General features: G+C 69.8%; 11 protein-coding genes. 4 read left to right on the top strand and 7 right to left on the bottom strand.

Translation table 11 applies throughout. The annotated features are described in order from the left end of the window. Positions 1–80: 80 nt before the first annotated feature. The 3 genes from ACN6LB_RS11830 to ctaC are packed head-to-tail and all read right to left on the bottom strand — an operon-like array spanning position 81 to position 3165. Positions 81–479 (bottom strand): cytochrome c oxidase subunit 4, encoded by a 399-nt coding sequence (locus tag ACN6LB_RS11830; protein WP_356143079.1) that lies wholly within the window; start codon positions 477–479, stop codon positions 81–83. Then, positions 476–2209: an aa3-type cytochrome oxidase subunit I gene (ctaD, locus tag ACN6LB_RS11825; RefSeq protein ID WP_356143081.1), complete on the bottom strand. Its 1734-nt coding sequence runs from the start codon at positions 2207–2209 to the stop codon at positions 476–478. The genes ACN6LB_RS11830 and ctaD overlap by 4 nt, the downstream gene beginning before the upstream one ends. Next, on the bottom strand, positions 2206–3165 hold the full coding sequence (gene ctaC, locus ACN6LB_RS11820) for an aa3-type cytochrome oxidase subunit II (protein WP_356143083.1): 960 nt from the start codon (positions 3163–3165) through the stop codon (positions 2206–2208). Before ctaC ends, ctaD begins: the two co-directional genes overlap by 4 nt. A 267-nt stretch (positions 3166–3432) precedes the next feature. On the opposite strand from ctaC, the gene ACN6LB_RS11815 reads away from it, so the two are divergent. After that, positions 3433–4815, top strand: coding sequence for a cysteine desulfurase/sulfurtransferase TusA family protein (locus ACN6LB_RS11815; RefSeq protein ID WP_445025775.1), 1383 nt, complete (start codon positions 3433–3435; stop codon positions 4813–4815). Between the two features lie 44 nt (positions 4816–4859). Here ACN6LB_RS11815 and ACN6LB_RS11810 read toward each other — a convergent pair whose 3' ends face one another. After that, positions 4860–5834, bottom strand: a complete 975-nt coding sequence (locus ACN6LB_RS11810; protein ID WP_356143087.1) for a carbohydrate kinase family protein — start codon at positions 5832–5834, stop codon at positions 4860–4862. A 133-nt stretch (positions 5835–5967) separates the two neighbouring features. Between ACN6LB_RS11810 and ACN6LB_RS11805 the strand changes: the two genes are divergently transcribed. Together ACN6LB_RS11805 and ACN6LB_RS11800 are read left to right on the top strand one after the other, a co-directional pair. Further along, complete coding sequence (locus ACN6LB_RS11805) at positions 5968–6177, top strand: hypothetical protein (RefSeq protein WP_356143089.1); 210 nt, start codon at positions 5968–5970, stop codon at positions 6175–6177. A 148-nt stretch (positions 6178–6325) separates the two neighbouring features. Then, on the top strand, positions 6326–7858 hold the full coding sequence (locus tag ACN6LB_RS11800; RefSeq protein WP_445025774.1) for a hypothetical protein: 1533 nt from the start codon (positions 6326–6328) through the stop codon (positions 7856–7858). Between the two features lie 169 nt (positions 7859–8027). Here the strand turns inward: ACN6LB_RS11800 and ACN6LB_RS11795 are convergent, their stop codons facing one another. Continuing rightward, complete coding sequence (locus ACN6LB_RS11795; protein ID WP_159692765.1) at positions 8028–8384, bottom strand: HesB/IscA family protein; 357 nt, start codon at positions 8382–8384, stop codon at positions 8028–8030. Positions 8385–8706: 322 nt separating this feature from the next. Between ACN6LB_RS11795 and nadA the strand changes: the two genes are divergently transcribed. Next, positions 8707–9900 carry a quinolinate synthase NadA gene (gene nadA, locus ACN6LB_RS11790; RefSeq protein WP_445025773.1) on the top strand — a complete coding sequence of 398 codons (1194 nt, stop codon included), beginning with the start codon at positions 8707–8709 and terminating at the stop codon, positions 9898–9900. A gap of 15 nt (positions 9901–9915) precedes the next feature. Here nadA and ACN6LB_RS11785 read toward each other — a convergent pair whose 3' ends face one another. Both ACN6LB_RS11785 and ACN6LB_RS11780 read right to left on the bottom strand, forming a co-directional pair. Next, complete coding sequence (locus ACN6LB_RS11785; protein WP_445025772.1) at positions 9916–12174, bottom strand: protein kinase domain-containing protein; 2259 nt, start codon at positions 12172–12174, stop codon at positions 9916–9918. A 101-nt stretch (positions 12175–12275) separates the two neighbouring features. Beyond that, positions 12276–15398 carry an efflux RND transporter permease subunit gene (locus ACN6LB_RS11780; RefSeq protein ID WP_445025771.1) on the bottom strand — a complete coding sequence of 1041 codons (3123 nt, stop codon included), beginning with the start codon at positions 15396–15398 and terminating at the stop codon, positions 12276–12278. Positions 15399–15553: the final 155 nt, after the last annotated feature.

The following is a 15553-nucleotide window of genomic DNA, read 5'->3' as shown; positions in this document are numbered from 1 at the left end:
CGAGGGACAGCGTGTGTGGCAAAAGAGGGAGCCCGGACCCTCCTGACGGAGTGTCCGGGCTCCAGAGCGCTCAGCGCGTGCTACTGGGTGCGGTTCTCACCGCGGTAGTACTCGAAGACCCAGCCCCACAGGCCGATCATGATGACCGGTGCCGAGAAGTACATCAGCCACCAGCCGAAGATGACGCCCATGAAGGCGAGCGCACCACCGATGCCGAGGGCCAGCGGCTGCCAGCTGTGCGGGCTGAAGAAGCCCACCTCACCGGCGTCGTCCGCGACGTCGGCCTCCTTGTTGTCCTGGGCACCGGCGTCGACACGCTGGGCCGTGAAGGACAGGTAGAAGCCGATCATGACGCTCAGGCCGAAGCCCAGGAAGAGCGCCGTGGTGCCGGCAGGCTCCTTCGACCACACGCCGTAGACGATCGCCATGGCGAGGATGAAGACGGCCAGCCAGATGAACATCTTGCCCTGGATCTTCACTTGCCGGCCTCCTTGCCACCCGCGAGGGCGCCGGCACCGTGGCCGCTGAGCTCAAGCTGCTCCATGGCGACGATCTCCGGGTGATGAAGATCGAACGCCGGGGATTCGGAGCGGATCCGGGGCAGCGTGAGGAAGTTGTGCCGCGGCGGCGGGCACGAGGTGGCCCACTCCAGCGAACGGCCGTAGCCCCACGGGTCGTCGACCTCGACCTTCTTGCCGTACTTGGCCGTCTTCCACACGTTGTAGAGGAACGGCAGGATCGACAGGCCGAGCAGGAACGAACAGATCGTCGAGATCGTGTTCAGGGCGGTGAAGCCGTCGGCCGCGAGGTAGTCCGCGTACCGGCGCGGCATACCCTCCGCGCCCAGCCAGTGCTGGACGAGGAACGTGCCGTGGAAGCCCACGAACAGCGTCCAGAAGGTGATCTTGCCCAGACGCTCGTCGAGCATCTTGCCGGTCATCTTCGGCCACCAGAAGTGGAAGCCGGAGAACATCGCGAACACCACGGTGCCGAAGACCACGTAGTGGAAGTGCGCCACCACGAAGTACGAGTCCGAGACGTGGAAGTCCATCGGGGGCGACGCCAGGATGACACCGGTCAGACCACCGAAGGTGAAGGTGATCAGGAAGCCGGTCGCCCAGAGCATCGGTGTCTCGAAGGACAACGAGCCCTTCCACATCGTTCCGATCCAGTTGAAGAACTTCACGCCCGTTGGCACGGCGATGAGGAACGTCATGAAGGAGAAGAACGGGAGCAACACGCCGCCGGTGACGTACATGTGGTGAGCCCACACCGTCACGGAGAGACCGGCGATCGCGATGGTGGCGCCGATCAGGCCCATGTAACCGAACATCGGCTTGCGCGAGAACACCGGGATCACTTCGGAAATGATCCCGAAGAAGGGCAAGGCGATGATGTACACCTCTGGATGGCCGAAGAACCAGAAGAGGTGTTGCCATAGCAGGGCCCCGCCATTGGCGGCGTCGAACACATGCGCACCGAACTTGCGGTCCGCCTCCAGGGCGAACAGCGCGGCAGCCAGGACCGGGAAGGCCAGCAGCACCAGTACGGCGGTGAGCAGCACGTTCCACACGAAGATCGGCATGCGGAACATGGTCATGCCGGGCGCACGCATGCAGATGATGGTGGTGATGAAGTTGACCGCACCGAGGATCGTGCCGAAGCCGGAGAAGGCCAGACCCATGATCCACATGTCGGCGCCGATGCCCGGCGAGCGGACCGCGTCCGACAGCGGGCTGTAGGCGAACCAGCCGAAGTCGGCCGCACCCTGCGGGGTGAGGAAGCCGCCCACCGCGATCAGCGAGCCGAACAGGTACAGCCAGTAGGCGAACATGTTCAGCCGCGGGAACGCCACGTCGGGCGCGCCGATCTGCAGCGGCATGATCCAGTTCGTGAAACCGGCGAACAGAGGCGTCGCGAACATCAGCAGCATGATCGTGCCGTGCATCGTGAACGCCTGGTTGAACTGCTCGTTCGACATGATCTGCGTGCCCGGGCGCGCCAGCTCAGCGCGCATGAGCAGCGCCATGACGCCACCGATGCAGAAGAACGCGAAGGACGTGACCAGGTACAGCGTGCCGATCGTCTTGTGGTCGGTGGTGGTGAGCCACTTGACCACGACGTTGCCGGGCTGCTTGCGCCGTACCGGCAGCTCGTTCTCGTACGAGTCTTCGGCCGCGGCACCCTGAGGTTCGTTGAGGATGCTCACAGGTTGTTCGTCTCCCGGTTCTTCTCGTGGCCCGTCTGCTCAATGCCGGCCGGGACGTAACCGGTCTGTCCCTGCTTCGCGAGCTTGGCGAGGTGAGCCTCGTAAGCCTCGGGAGAGACGACCTTCACGTTGAAGAGCATCCGGGAGTGGTCGACGCCGCAGAGCTCGGCGCACTTGCCCAGGAAGGTGCCCTCGTGGTTGGGGGTCACCTGGAAGGAGTTGGTGTGGCCCGGGATGACGTCCTGCTTCATCAGGAACGGCACCACCCAGAAGGAGTGGATGACGTCACGCGAAGTGAGGACGAAGCGGACCGTCTTGCCCTTGGGGAGCCAGAGGGTCGGACCCGGGTTGTGCGTGTCCGGATTGCGCTCGCCGGGCGTGCCGACCTCGTAGACACCGCCGGCGTTCGCCGGGAAGTCCTTCTTGAACCGGTCCGGAATCGCGTCCAGGTTCTTGTCTGTCTTGGCGTCACCGGTGGAACCGTCGACGTTCGCGATGTAGTTGAAGCCCCAACTCCACTGGTAGCCCACGACGTTCACAGTGACGTCGGGCTTCTTGGAGAGATCGAGGAGCTTCGACTCGTCGCGTGCCGTGAAGTAGAAGAGCACCGAGACGATGATGAGCGGGACCACCGTGTACAGCGCCTCGATGGGCATGTTGTACCGGGTCTGCGGGGGAACTTCGATCTTCGTGCGGCTGCGCCGATGGAAGATGGTCGCCCACAGGATCAGGCCCCAGACCAGCACGCCGGTGGCGAGCGCGGCCGCCCACGATCCCTGCCACAGGGAGAGGATCCGGGGAGCCTCCTCCGTGACCGGGGTGGGCATACCAAGGCGGGGAAAGTCCTTGTATGTGCAACCGGTGGCGGTCGCCAGGACCAGGCCCGCAGTCATTGCCTGCAGCAGCTTCCGCCGCATCGGGCGCCGCGGCGAGCGGTCGGAGCCGTTGGGACTCACGTAGCGCCTTCCCGAGAGTCTCGCCCGCGCTGGTTGGCTGCGGCCTCGCTGGTCGGTCGCCGCCCTGCGTCGGGCAGGGGTTTGGATGTTTATGCGGACCAAACCCTACTGGACGCAATTTGGGGTCGCGCGGGGAGGGTGCCCAACGCGCCGCCGGACACCCCGAAGGGATGCTGTTCTGCTGGTACGGGCTTCCACGGCCCTCCGGAATGCCCCGCTCCGTACGCCTTCTGACGGCCCTTCCGGAGCAGGAGTTAGCGTGGTCGTGTGTCCTACTTCGACGCGGCGTCCGCCGCCCCGCTCCACCCCGTCGCCCGGCAGGCCCTGCAGGCCTCGCTCGACGAGGGGTGGGCAGACCCCGCCCGCCTCCACCGCGAGGGGCGGCGGGCCCGGCTGCTGCTCGACGCGGCGCGCGAGGCGGCCGCCGACGCGGTGGGCTGCCGCCCCGACGAACTGGTCTTCACACCCTCGGGCACACGGGCGGTGCACTCCGGGATCTCGGGTGCATTGGCGGGCCGTCGGCGCGTGGGACGCCACCTGATCGTGTCATCGGTCGAACACTCTTCGGTGCTCCATTCGGCGGACGCGCACGAGGCGGAGGGCGGGACGGTGACGCGGGTCGCCGTGGACCGCGCCGGCGCCGTCGCCCCCGGCGCGTTCGCCGCCGCCCTGCGCCCGGACACCGCGCTCGCCTGTCTCCAGTCCGCCAACCACGAGGTGGGCACGGAGCAGCCGGTGGCCGAGACCGCCGCCGCGTGCCGGGCGGCGGGGGTGCCGCTGCTCGTGGACGCGGCACAGTCGCTGGCCTGGGGACGCGTCGAGGGCGACTGGTCCCTGCTCACGGCGAGTGCGCACAAATGGGGCGGGCCGCCGGGTGTGGGGCTGCTCGTCGTACGCAAAGGGGTGCGGTTCGCACCTCAAGGGGCCGTGGACGAGCGGGAGTCGGGGCGGGCGGCCGGGTTCGAGAACATTCCCGGGATCGTGGCCGCCGCCGCGTCGCTGCGCGCGGTGCGGGCCGAGGCGGCCGGGGAGGCCGCGCGGCTGCGGGAACTGACGGAGCGGATCCGTGTACGGGTGCCCGAGCTGGTCGGGGACGTGGAGGTGGTCGGCGATCCGGACCGCCGCGTACCCGGAATCGTCACCTTCTCCTGTCTCTATGTCGACGGGGAGACACTGCTGCACGAACTGGACCGCGAGGGCTTCTCGGTCTCGTCCGGTTCGTCCTGTACGAGCAGCACGCTGACGCCCAGCCATGTGCTGAAGGCGATGGGGGTGCTGAGCGAGGGCAACGTCCGGGTGTCGCTGCCGCCGGGGACGCCGGCGGAGGACGTCGACCGCTTCCTCTCGGTCCTGCCGGGCGCGGTGGCGGCCGTCCGGGAGAAGCTGGGGGCACCGGCGTCGCCCTCGGTGGCGGCCGCGGGCGAGGACGTGCTCGTCGTCGACGCCCTCGGCAGGCGCTGCCCCATCCCGGTGATCGAGCTGGCCAAGGTCATCGGGGACGTGCCGGTGGGCGGCATCGTCCGCGTCCTGTCGGACGACGAGGCGGCACGGCTGGACATCCCCGCGTGGTGCGAGATGCGGGGGCAGGAGTACGTCGGCGAGGAGCCGGCGGACCACGGCTGTGCCTACGTGGTCCGCCGGGTGTCCTGAGCCCGTGTCACGTTCCCGGCCGGGGACCCGACACGGGCGCCGGGCTACGCCAGGTGGGTGCGGACCTCGGCCGCGGCCTCGTGGCCGTACGCCTTGGTGAAGCGGTCCATGAAGTGGGCGCGGCGCAGCCGGTACTCCTGCGTGCCGACCGTCTCGATGACCAGCGTGGCGAGCATGCAGCCGACCTGGGCGGCGCGCTCCAGCGAGACGCCCCAGGACAGGCCGGAGAGGAAACCCGCGCGGAACGCGTCGCCGACGCCGGTCGGCTCGACCTTGCGCTCCTCCTCGGGGCAGCCGACCTCGATCGGGTCCTCGCCGGACCGCTCGATGCGTACGCCCCGGGCTCCGAGGGTGGTGACGCGGTGGCCGACCTTGGAGAGGATCTCGGCGTCGTTCCAGCCGGTCTTGGACTCGATGAGCCCCTTCTCGTACTCGTTGGAGAAGAGGTACGTCGCGCCGTCCAGCAGTATCCGGATCTCCTCACCGTTCATCCGGGCGATCTGCTGCGAGAAGTCGGCGGCGAAGGGGATCGCGCGGGAGCGGCACTCCTCGGTGTGGCGGAGCATCGCCTCCGGGTCGTCCGCGCCGATGAGGACGAGGTCGAGGCCGCCGACCCGGTCCGCGACCGCCTTGAGCTCGATCAGGCGGGCCTCGCTCATCGCGCCCGTGTAGAACGAGCCGATCTGGTTGTGGTCGGCGTCCGTGGTGCACACGAAGCGCGCGGTGTGCAGCACCTCTGAGATGCGGACGGACCCGGTGTCGACGCCGTGCCGGTCAAGCCAGGCGCGGTACTCGTCGAAGTCGGAGCCCGCGGCACCGACCAGGATCGGCGAGGTGCCCAGCTGGCCCATGCCGAAGGCGATGTTCGCGCCGACCCCGCCCCGGCGCACGTCGAGGTTGTCGACCAGGAAGGAGAGGGAGACCGTGTGCAGCTGGTCCGCGACCAGCTGGTCGGCGAAACGGCCGGGGAAGGTCATGAGGTGGTCGGTGGCGATGGAGCCGGTGACTGCGATACGCACGGCGGGGACACGCTCCTGCGAGGCGAGGGGATTGACAGTTCACGCTATCGGGTCCGGGCCGGGCTCAGAAGTGGCCGAAACTACCCGATAGTAGATCTTTCTTCGTGGTGCCTGACGTGCATACGGTGCCGGTATGACGAACCTCAAGGTCCACGGCACCGCCCCGCTCGACCTCGAAGGCGGCCTCGCGGCGCTGCGCGGCGACTGCGCCCGGATGGTCCCGCACTGGACCGCACCCGACCGGATCATTCCCCTTCCGGTGTCCCCCTCACTCATCCACGGCGTCACCGTGCCGCCCAGGTCGGCCCGTCTGCTGGACGCGATGTCGGAGTACGGCGACTGACAGCGCGTTTCGAGGGAACCGTGCGCTCCCCCGCTGCGTCCCATCGCTGTCCCCCGTAAAGGGGATGCGGTGTACGACCCTTCAGTGCCCTGCTTTTGACAGGGGCGGGTCATCACCAGGACAGCGGTGAAGGCGAAGGAGCGATGCGGTGAGTACCGAGCGACCCGACAACGAGGCGACCGATCCGGCCGAGGACGCCGAGACGGCCAAGCCGCGCCGGCGGCATTCCCCGGTGGCCGTCGTCTCGGTCGCGGCCGCGGTTTTGCTGGTCGGGGGCGGCGGGGCGTACTTCGCCACGACCGCCGCCGGCAACGGCACCGACCGCAACGGCGCAGCCAGGACCCCCGGCGGCGACGGCACTCCCCCGCCGCTCGCCCTCGACGGCTACACCGAGGGCGGCGGCCCCGGGATCGCGGTCGGCGAGCCCAACCCCTACGGCGCGACCTATCACGCGGACGGCAAGCTGCCCGGCGGCCCGGACTCGGCGCCGGTGTACTGGTCGAAGGGTGAGGTCACCAAGGCCGAGGTGGCGCGTCTCGCCAAAGCCCTCGCCGTGACCGGCACGCCGACGCTGACCGGCGAGGTGTGGAAGGTCGGGCCCACCAAGGACGGCGCGGGGCCGAGCCTGCAGGTGAACAAGCGGGCCCCGGGCACCTGGACCTTCAACCGCTACGCGCCCGGGACCGACAACTGCAAGAGCACCACCGTGTGCGCGAACGACCCCGCCGCCCCGTCCGCCCACGCGGTGAGCGAGGCGGCCGCGAAGAAGGCGGCCGCCCCCGTCCTGAAGGCGGTCGGCCAGGACGACGCGAAGCTGGACGCGAGCCAGCTCATGGGCGCGATCCGGGTGGTGAACGCGGACCCGCAGGTCGGCGGCCTGCCCACCTACGGCTGGACGACCGGGATCCAGGTCAACGCGCAGGGTGAAGTCACCGGCGGCAGCGGCCAGTTGAAGGCACCGGTCAAGGGCGACACATATCCCGTCGTCAGCGCGCAGAAGACGCTGGACCTGATGAACGGGAGCGGGGCCGCGGCACCGGGCGGCGGACGCAAGGGGCCCGGCGGCTGCGCCAGTCCCGTACCGCTGAAGGACAAGGACGAGATGCCGTGCGAGCACTCGACGCGGGCACCGGCGGCGGAGTCATTGAGCGTGCAGAAGGCGACGTTCGGGCTCGCGTCGCACTTCGTGGACGGGCGCCAGACGCTGGTGCCGTCCTGGCTGTTCGAGGTGCGGACGAAGGGCGCCGAGGACAGCTTCACGGTGACGCGTCCGGCGGTCGACCCGCGGTACCTGACCTCGACGCAGCCCTCGCAGGGGCCGACCGGGACGCCGAGCCCGCGGCCGACCGGACCGAGCGGGAAGCCCAGTACGGCGCCGAAGGCGCAGGACGTCAAGGTCATCGGCTACACCGTCGACGGCAAGAAGCTCACCGTGAACTTCTGGGGCGGGATGTGCTCCGAGTACGCGGCCTCGGCGGACGAGAGCTCCAAGAAGGTGGAGGTCACCGTGACCGACACGCCGCAGTCGGGCAAGGTCTGCATCATGATCGCCAAGGTCTTCCACCGGACGGTGCAGCTGGACGCCCCGCTCGGCGACCGCAAGGTCGTGGGGTCGGACGGCAAGGGGATCCAGGAGGGGAAGGAAGCCGGGGCCGAGGCGAGGTCGGCACAGCCGCGGTAGCGAACGGGACCCGGGTGGCACGGGCCGCCGCCCGGGGCGGTGTCCGCGCATGCACGACACGACGCACAAAGCACGACCCACGACACGACGAAGGCGGGGGTCCCGATCATCCGGGACCGCCGCCTTCGAGTGTTCCGCGTCCCGGCCGCGAGTGGGCCGGGAGGTTCGGCTAGCTGAAGGAGTCGCCGCAGGCGCAGGAGCCCGTCGCGTTCGGGTTGTCGATCGTGAAGCCCTGCTTCTCGATGGTGTCCACGAAGTCGATGGACGCGCCGCCCAGGTACGGGGCGCTCATGCGGTCGGTGACGACCTTGACGCCGTCGAAGTCCTTGACGACGTCACCGTCGAGGGAGCGCTCGTCGAAGAAGAGCTGGTAGCGCAGGCCGGAGCAGCCACCCGGCTGCACGGCGACGCGCAGCGCCAGGTCCTCGCGGCCTTCCTGGTCGAGCAGGGCCTTGACCTTGGCCGCGGCGGCGTCCGACAGGAGGATGCCGTCGCTCACGGTGGTGGTCTCGTCCGATACGGACATCTGCTTCTCTCCCGGGTTGTACGGAGACTGCTTGCCGACGGGTGCAACCGTCGGGGCCGCGGATTCATTCCGGGCCGAGCACGTGCTTTTCGGTTCTCCCTTCATGCTCGCACATACGCCTGGGCACGAACACCGGCCTGTGGACAACCCCACGGACAGCCGTCTGTCATCCGCCATTACGGCGACCGGGATTCACGTCACATCGACGCTATGGCCGTCGTCAAACTGACGTGAAGCGGTTATGATAGATAACGTCAATTCGACGAAAAGGCTTGACCCGCCGGATCGCCTCCCTGAACCGGCGAGCCGCAGAACAGAAAGGGTGCGTGTCGTGACCACCGCCCAGACCCAGGAGCTCGACGTACAGCCGACGCCCCTCGCCCTGCTGCTGCTCGGCCGTGAGGCCGACCCGAGGAGCGAGCGCGGCGTCGAGTGTCCCGGCGACCTTCCCTCGCCGTCCGACCCGGACCTGGTGGAGCGTGCCCGCGCGGCCAAGGAGAAGCTCGGCGACAAGGTCTTCGTGCTCGGCCACCACTACCAGCGCGACGAGGTCATCCAGTTCGCGGACGTCACGGGCGACTCCTTCAAGCTGGCCCGGGACGCGGCCGCCCGCCCGGAGGCCGAGTACATCGTCTTCTGCGGTGTGCACTTCATGGCGGAGTCCGCGGACATCCTGACGGGCGACGACCAGAAGGTGGTCCTGCCCGACCTCGCCGCCGGCTGCTCGATGGCCGACATGGCGACGGCCGAGCAGGTCGCCGAGTGCTGGGACGTGCTGACCGAGGCCGGCATAGCCGAGCAGGTCGTCCCCGTGTCGTACATGAACTCCTCCGCGGACATCAAGGCGTTCACCGGCAAGCATGGCGGCACCATCTGCACCTCGTCCAACGCGCAGCGCGCGCTTGAGTGGGCGTTCGAGCAGGGTGACAAGGTCCTCTTCCTGCCCGACCAGCACCTCGGCCGCAACACCGCCGTCCGCGACCTGGGCATGTCCCTGGAGGACTGCGTCCTCTACAACCCGCACAAGCCGAACGGCGGACTCACCGCCGAGCAGCTGCGCGACGCGAAGATGATCCTGTGGCGCGGCCACTGCTCGGTGCACGGCCGCTTCTCGGTGGAGTCGGTCGAGGACGTACGCGCCCGGATCCCCGGCGTGAACGTTCTCGTCCACCCCGAGTGCAAGCACGAGGTCGTCGCCGCCGCGGACTACGTCGGCTCCACGGAGTACATCATCAAGGCCCTGGAGGCCGCGCCCGCCGGCTCCAAGTGGGCCATCGGCACCGAGCTGAACCTCGTACGGCGCCTGGCGAACCGGTTCCCCGCCGAGGACAAGGAGATCGTCTTCCTCGACAAGACGGTCTGCTTCTGCTCGACCATGAACCGCATCGACCTCCCCCACCTGGTGTGGACCCTGGAGTCCCTCGCCGAGGGCAACCTGGTCAACCGCATCGAGGTCGACAAGGAGACCGAGGCGTTCGCCAAGCTCGCCCTTGAGCGGATGCTGGCGCTGCCGTAGCCGCGGCCCCCGGCGTCACCCCGGGACGGGCTTCCGCTCGGGGTGCGCGGGGTCGAGAGTGAACAGCGTGCCGTCGGGGCTCGGCACCACCAAGGCGCCCTTGTGGAGGAGGAGCGCCGGAAGGCCGCCGAGAGTGTCCACCCGGCCCGCGCGCGGGGTGGACTCCCACAGCGGCGTGCCCTTGCGGGCGTCGAGCGCGGCGACGCGTCCGCTGGCGCTGACGACGAACACACTGCGGCGCCCGTCGGCCACCGGTGCGCCCGGCTGCTCCAGCGTCGTCGCCGTCCACCACAGGCGCTTGCCGGTCACCGGGGAGACCGCTGTCACCCGGCCGCTGGAGGTGGCGAAGCAGAGCACACCGTGCACCAGAGCCATGCGCCCCTGCTGCTCCTGCGCCAGCTCGGTGGTACGGGCGCTGTCTTCGGCGGGGTCGACCAGTACCACCCGGGCGTACCCGTTGTCGTCCGCGGTCGCGGCGCTCGTACGCCGTTCGACGAAGACCAGGCGGCCGTCCAGGGCCCCGGCGTACGTCGCGTCGGCCGAGGGCGCGGATCGCAGTCGGCGCGCCGAGCCGTCGGACGGGTCGACGGAGAGCAGCAGCCGGTCCGCGCCGGATGCGCTGTGATAGTCGACGCAGTCCGCGTACAAGCGGTCGCCGTCGGCGAGGAACACGCAGCGATAGCCGGTCGGCATGGCCATCGTCCAGCGCTCGGTGCCGTCACGCGGGGAGCGGGCGGTCACGGCGAAGCCGTCGGGCGCGAGAACGAGGCCACCGAGGAGAACCGTGTCGGCGTACCGGTCCTGCACCGGCCGGGACCACAGCCGCCTGCCGCTGTCGGTGGCCAGGGCGGAGACGGTGGCCGTGGTGTCGTTGCCCGCGGCGTTCATGACCGACTCCCGCACGAGCAGCACGCCGTCGCGCACGGCGAGGACGAGAGCGCCGTAGTGGTCGAGGGGAGTGTCCCTGACCGCGGGGGCGGCCCGCCAGAGGGTCCGGCCGGTCGACGCGTCGACACGCACCGGCAGGACACCGTTGCCGGAGCAGTAGACGGACCCACCGCCCAGCACGCAGGTGGGCTGCGCCCCCGAACCGCTGCCGTCGGTGTTCGCCGCCTGCGCGTGCTTCACACCGTCGGCGGCGGTCGCGTACAGCGTGGTCTGCCAGGGTTGCCAGCCGGCCGGGACAGCCGCCCAGCGGGCGGCCGGTGCGCTCGGTGACGGGCCGGTCCCCACGGGATCGCCGCCCTTGAACGGTGTGAGGAAATAGGCCAGGAGCGCGGCCACGAGCACGCCGGCCACTCCGGCCGGCACCGCCAGCCGGCGGGCCCGGGTCCTGCGGGAGACAGGCCGGGGCCCGGCGGGGGCGGACGCCGGTCGGGGTCCCTCGAAGAGGGCGGCGGCCGGCGGAAGCGTCGGCTGCGGATCCGGATGGCGGTGGGGCACCGTGGGCGTCTCGCCCGGTGCCGGATCCGGCAGGGCCGTCGCGAAGGCGCGGGCGAGTTCGTCGAGTCCGGGGCGGGCGGCGGGCTCCTTGGCCAGACAGCGGGACACGACCTCGCGCAGCGGCACGGATACGGCATCCAGCACCGGTTCCTCGCTCATCACCCGGTACGCGGCCATATAGGGGCTGTCGGCGTCGAAGGGGCCATGGCCGGTGGCGGCAAACACCACCAGGGCGCCGAGCGAGAAGACGTCGGAGGCGGGCGCCACCGAGCGGGCGTCCACGAGCTGCTCGGGGGACATGAAGGGCGGGGTGCCCATCATGTGCCCGGTCTCGGTCAGCGCCTGGTTCTCCGCCGCGCGGGAGATGCCGAAGTCGATGACGCGGGGGCCGTCCTCGGCCATCAGGACGTTGGCCGGCTTCAGGTCGCGGTGCACGACTCCGGCCCGGTGGATGTCGCGCAGTGCTTCCACCAGCCCGAGGGCCAGACGCCGCAGTTCGGCGCCGTCCAGCGGGCCGCCGACCTGGATGCGGGCGGCCAGCGAGCGCCCGGGCACGTACTGGGTGGCCATCCAGGGCCGCTCGTCCTCCGGGTCCGCGTCCACGACCGGTGCGGTGAAGGCGCCGCTCACCTTGCGGGCGGCTGCGATCTCCTGCCGGAAGCGGGCGCGGAACACGGCGTCCGCGGCGTACTGGGCGTGCACCACCTTGACCGCGACCTCACGGCCCGACCGGGATCTCGCCCGGTAGACGACGCCCATGCCGCCGGCCCCGAGCCGGTCGACGATCCGGTACTCGCCGAGCGACTCGGGATCACCCTCGTACAGTGCCACCGCCCTGTCCCCCTCCTGCGCAGAGCAGTTCGAGATCACAGGATATGAAAGCCCTGTGCGGGAGGGGACACCGGTGCGGCTGGATCACAGGTCCGGCGGGATCAGACTCCCACCGGCTCCGACTCCGGCTCGTCGGAGGCGGACTTTGCCGGGGCGGGCACGCCCTTCTTCGCCGCACGCTTCTTCGCCCGGCGCTCCTTGCGCAGTTCGAGCATCGCGTAGAGCGTCGGGACGAGGAGCAGTGTCAGCAGGGTCGACGTGATCAGGCCGCCGATGACGACCACGGCGAGCGGCTGGGCGATGAAGCCGCCCTCGCCGGTGACGCCCAGCGCCATCGGGAGCAGGGCGAAGATCGTCGCCAGGGCTGTCATGAGGATGGGCCGCAGACGGTGACGGCCGCCCTCGACCACGGCCTCGACGACGCCGTAACCCTGCTTGCGGTACTGGTTGATCAGGTCGATCAGCACGATCGCGTTCGTCACCACGATGCCGATGAGCATCAGCATGCCGATCATCGCGGGCACGCCCATCGGCGTACCGGTGGCGACCAGCAGGCCGATCGCGCCCGTCGCCGCGAACGGGATCGAGACGAGCAGGATCAGCGGCTGGACGAGTGAGCGGAACGTCGCGACCAGGAGCATGAAGACGATCGCGATCGCCGCGAGCATGGCGAGACCGAGGTTCGCGAACGCGTCGTCCTGGTCGGAGGAGACCCCGCCGATCTTGGCACTCGCGCCGGCCGGCAGCTTCAGGGCGTCGAGCTTGGCCGTGAGGTCCGCGCTCACCGCGCCCGTGTTGTCGCCGGTCGGCTTCGCCGTGATCGTCGCGGCCCGCTGACCGTCGATCCGGGTCATCGAGACCGGGCCGTCCACCAGCTTCACGTCGGCGATGTCACCGAGCTTCGCCGCACCGAGCCGCAGGTCGCGCAGCTCCCGCAGCGTCGTGGCCGGCTTCGCCGCCTTGATGACGACGTCCCGCTCGGTGTCGTCCAGGATCGCCTTGCCGCTCGTGGTGCCCCGTACGGCCTCGGCGACGGCCGCACCGAGCGTGGCGTCGTTGTAACCGGCCGCCGCGGCCTTGGAGTTGGCCTTGACCGAGATGCGCGGCACGCTCTGCGCCAGGTCGCTGGTCACGTCCGTGACGTGGTCGAGCTCGGCGACCTCGTCGCGGACCTGGTCGGACGCCTTGCGCAGGACGTCCGCGTCGGCGGCCTTGACGACCACGCTGAGGTCCTGGTTGCCGAAGCCGTCACCGGCCGCGACCGTGGTCGTACCGACGCCGGAGAGCTTTGCGAGGCCGTCCTCGATCCGGTCCTGGACGTCGCCGGCGGACGCGGAGTCCTCCAGCATGACCTGGTACGAGGCCTGGTTGGTGTCCGTGCCGCCGCCGAAGGCCGCGAGGAAGCCGGAGGAGCCGATCGTGACCTGGTAGTCCTTCACGCCCTTGACGCCGCCGAGCATCCGCTCGATCTTCTTCGTCGAGGCGTCGGTCGCCGCCAGGCTGGTGCCCGGCTTCAACTCCTGCTTGACGGTGAGGACTTCCACGTCGCCCTGGTCGAAGAAGTTGGTCTTCAGCATCGATGCCAGACCACCGGTGCCGACCAGCACGGCGATCGCGATCGCGACGCTCGTCAGCCTGCGGCGGGTCGCGAAACGGAGCACCGGCACGTAGACGCGCTGGAGACGGCTGCGCGCCTCCTTCTCCTCCGCCGCGCGGCGCGCCTCATCGGCGTCTGCCGGGGTGCCCTTCGGGGCGCGCAGGAACCAGTACGACAGCACCGGCACGACCGTCAGCGAGACGAGCAGGGAGGCCAGCAGGGCCGCGGTGACGGTCAGGCTGAAGGAGCCGAACAGCTCGCCCACCATGCCGCCGGTGAGACCGATGGGCAGGAAGACCGCGACCGTGGTGAGGGTGGAGGAGGTGACCGCGCCCGCGACCTCGCGTACGCCGTTGAGGATGGCCTCCTCGCGCTCCTCGCCGTATCCGAGGTGGCGCTTGATGTTCTCCAGGACCACGATCGAGTCGTCGACGACGCGGCCGATCGCGATGGTCAGCGCGCCGAGCGTGAGCATGTTGAGGGAGAGGTCCCGCGTCCACAGGACGATCAGGGCCAGTACGACGGAGAGCGGGATGCTCACCGCCGTGACGAGCGTCGAGCGGACCGACGCCAAAAAGACCAGGATGACGAGGACCGCGAAGAGCAGGCCGAGCGCGCCCTCGGTGGTCAGGCCGTCGATGGACTTGGACACGGCCGGGCCCTGGTCGCTGACGACGGTGATCGCCGTCCCCGCCCCCAGGTCCTTGCGCAGGCCGGGCAGCTTGTCCCCGACCGCGTCGGAGATGGCGACCGCGCTGCCGTCGTGGTCCATGGTGACCATGACGGCGAGGCTCGGCTTGCCGTCCGTACGCGTGATGGAGTCGGCCTTGGCCTGCTCCTGCACGACGGCGGCGACGTCACCGAGGCGCACGGGCTTCTTGCCCGGGGCGCCGGTGACCATCAGGTCCTGGATCTGCTTCAGGGAGGTGAAGCCTCCGCCGACCTGGACGGTGCGGTTGGCGCCGGACTCGTCGAAGGAGCCGGCCGGGACGGTCGCGCCGCCCGCCTGGAGAGCCTGGCCGAGCGCGGCGGAGGTGAGACCCGCCTTCGCCGTCTTCTTCTCGTCGGGCGTGACGGTGACCTGGAGGTCGCGTACGCCGTCGACGGTGACCTGGCCGACCCCGTCGATGTCCTTCAGGGCGGGGACGACGGTGCGGTCGAGCCGGTCGGCCAGCGCCTGCTGGTCCTGGCCGGAGGTGACGGCGAGGACGACGGTCGGCATGTCGTCGGTCGAACCGGCGATGACCTGCGGGTCGACGTCGTCCGGGAGCTGGACACGGGCGCGGTTGACGGCCTGCTGGACGTCGGCGACAAGCTGCTTGGTGTCGTTGCCGTAGTCGAAGGACGCCATGATCACGGCGTTGCCCTCACTGGCCTTCGACGTGACGCCCGTGATGCCGTCGACCGACTCCAGGCTGTCCTCGATGGGCTCGACGACCTGCTTCTCGACCACATCGGGGGACGCACCCTGGTACGGCGCCAGCACGGACACCATGGGCAGTTCGATGGTCGGCAGCAGCTGCTGCTTGAGCTGGGGGATCGCTATCGCCCCGAACGCGAGCGCGACGATCGACATCAGCCCGATGAGGGCCCGTTGCGCGAGGCTGAATCTGGACAGCCAGGACATGGGTGGCGGATCTCTCTTCTGTGGTGTGAGCGGAGTCGAACGCACATGTGAGCGCTCGTCCTCACACCCTGAGCCATCCGCGGGTACCGATCCGTAGCCCCGAGGACCATTTCCTTATACGGCTCCTACTGCGGGCGCAGTACACCGCGGTGGAG

The sequence above is a fragment of the Streptomyces sp. SAS_270 genome, from assembly GCF_052543295.1.
Note: the sequence above shows the minus strand (reverse complement) of the source record. Positions and strands in the feature narration are given on the sequence as shown.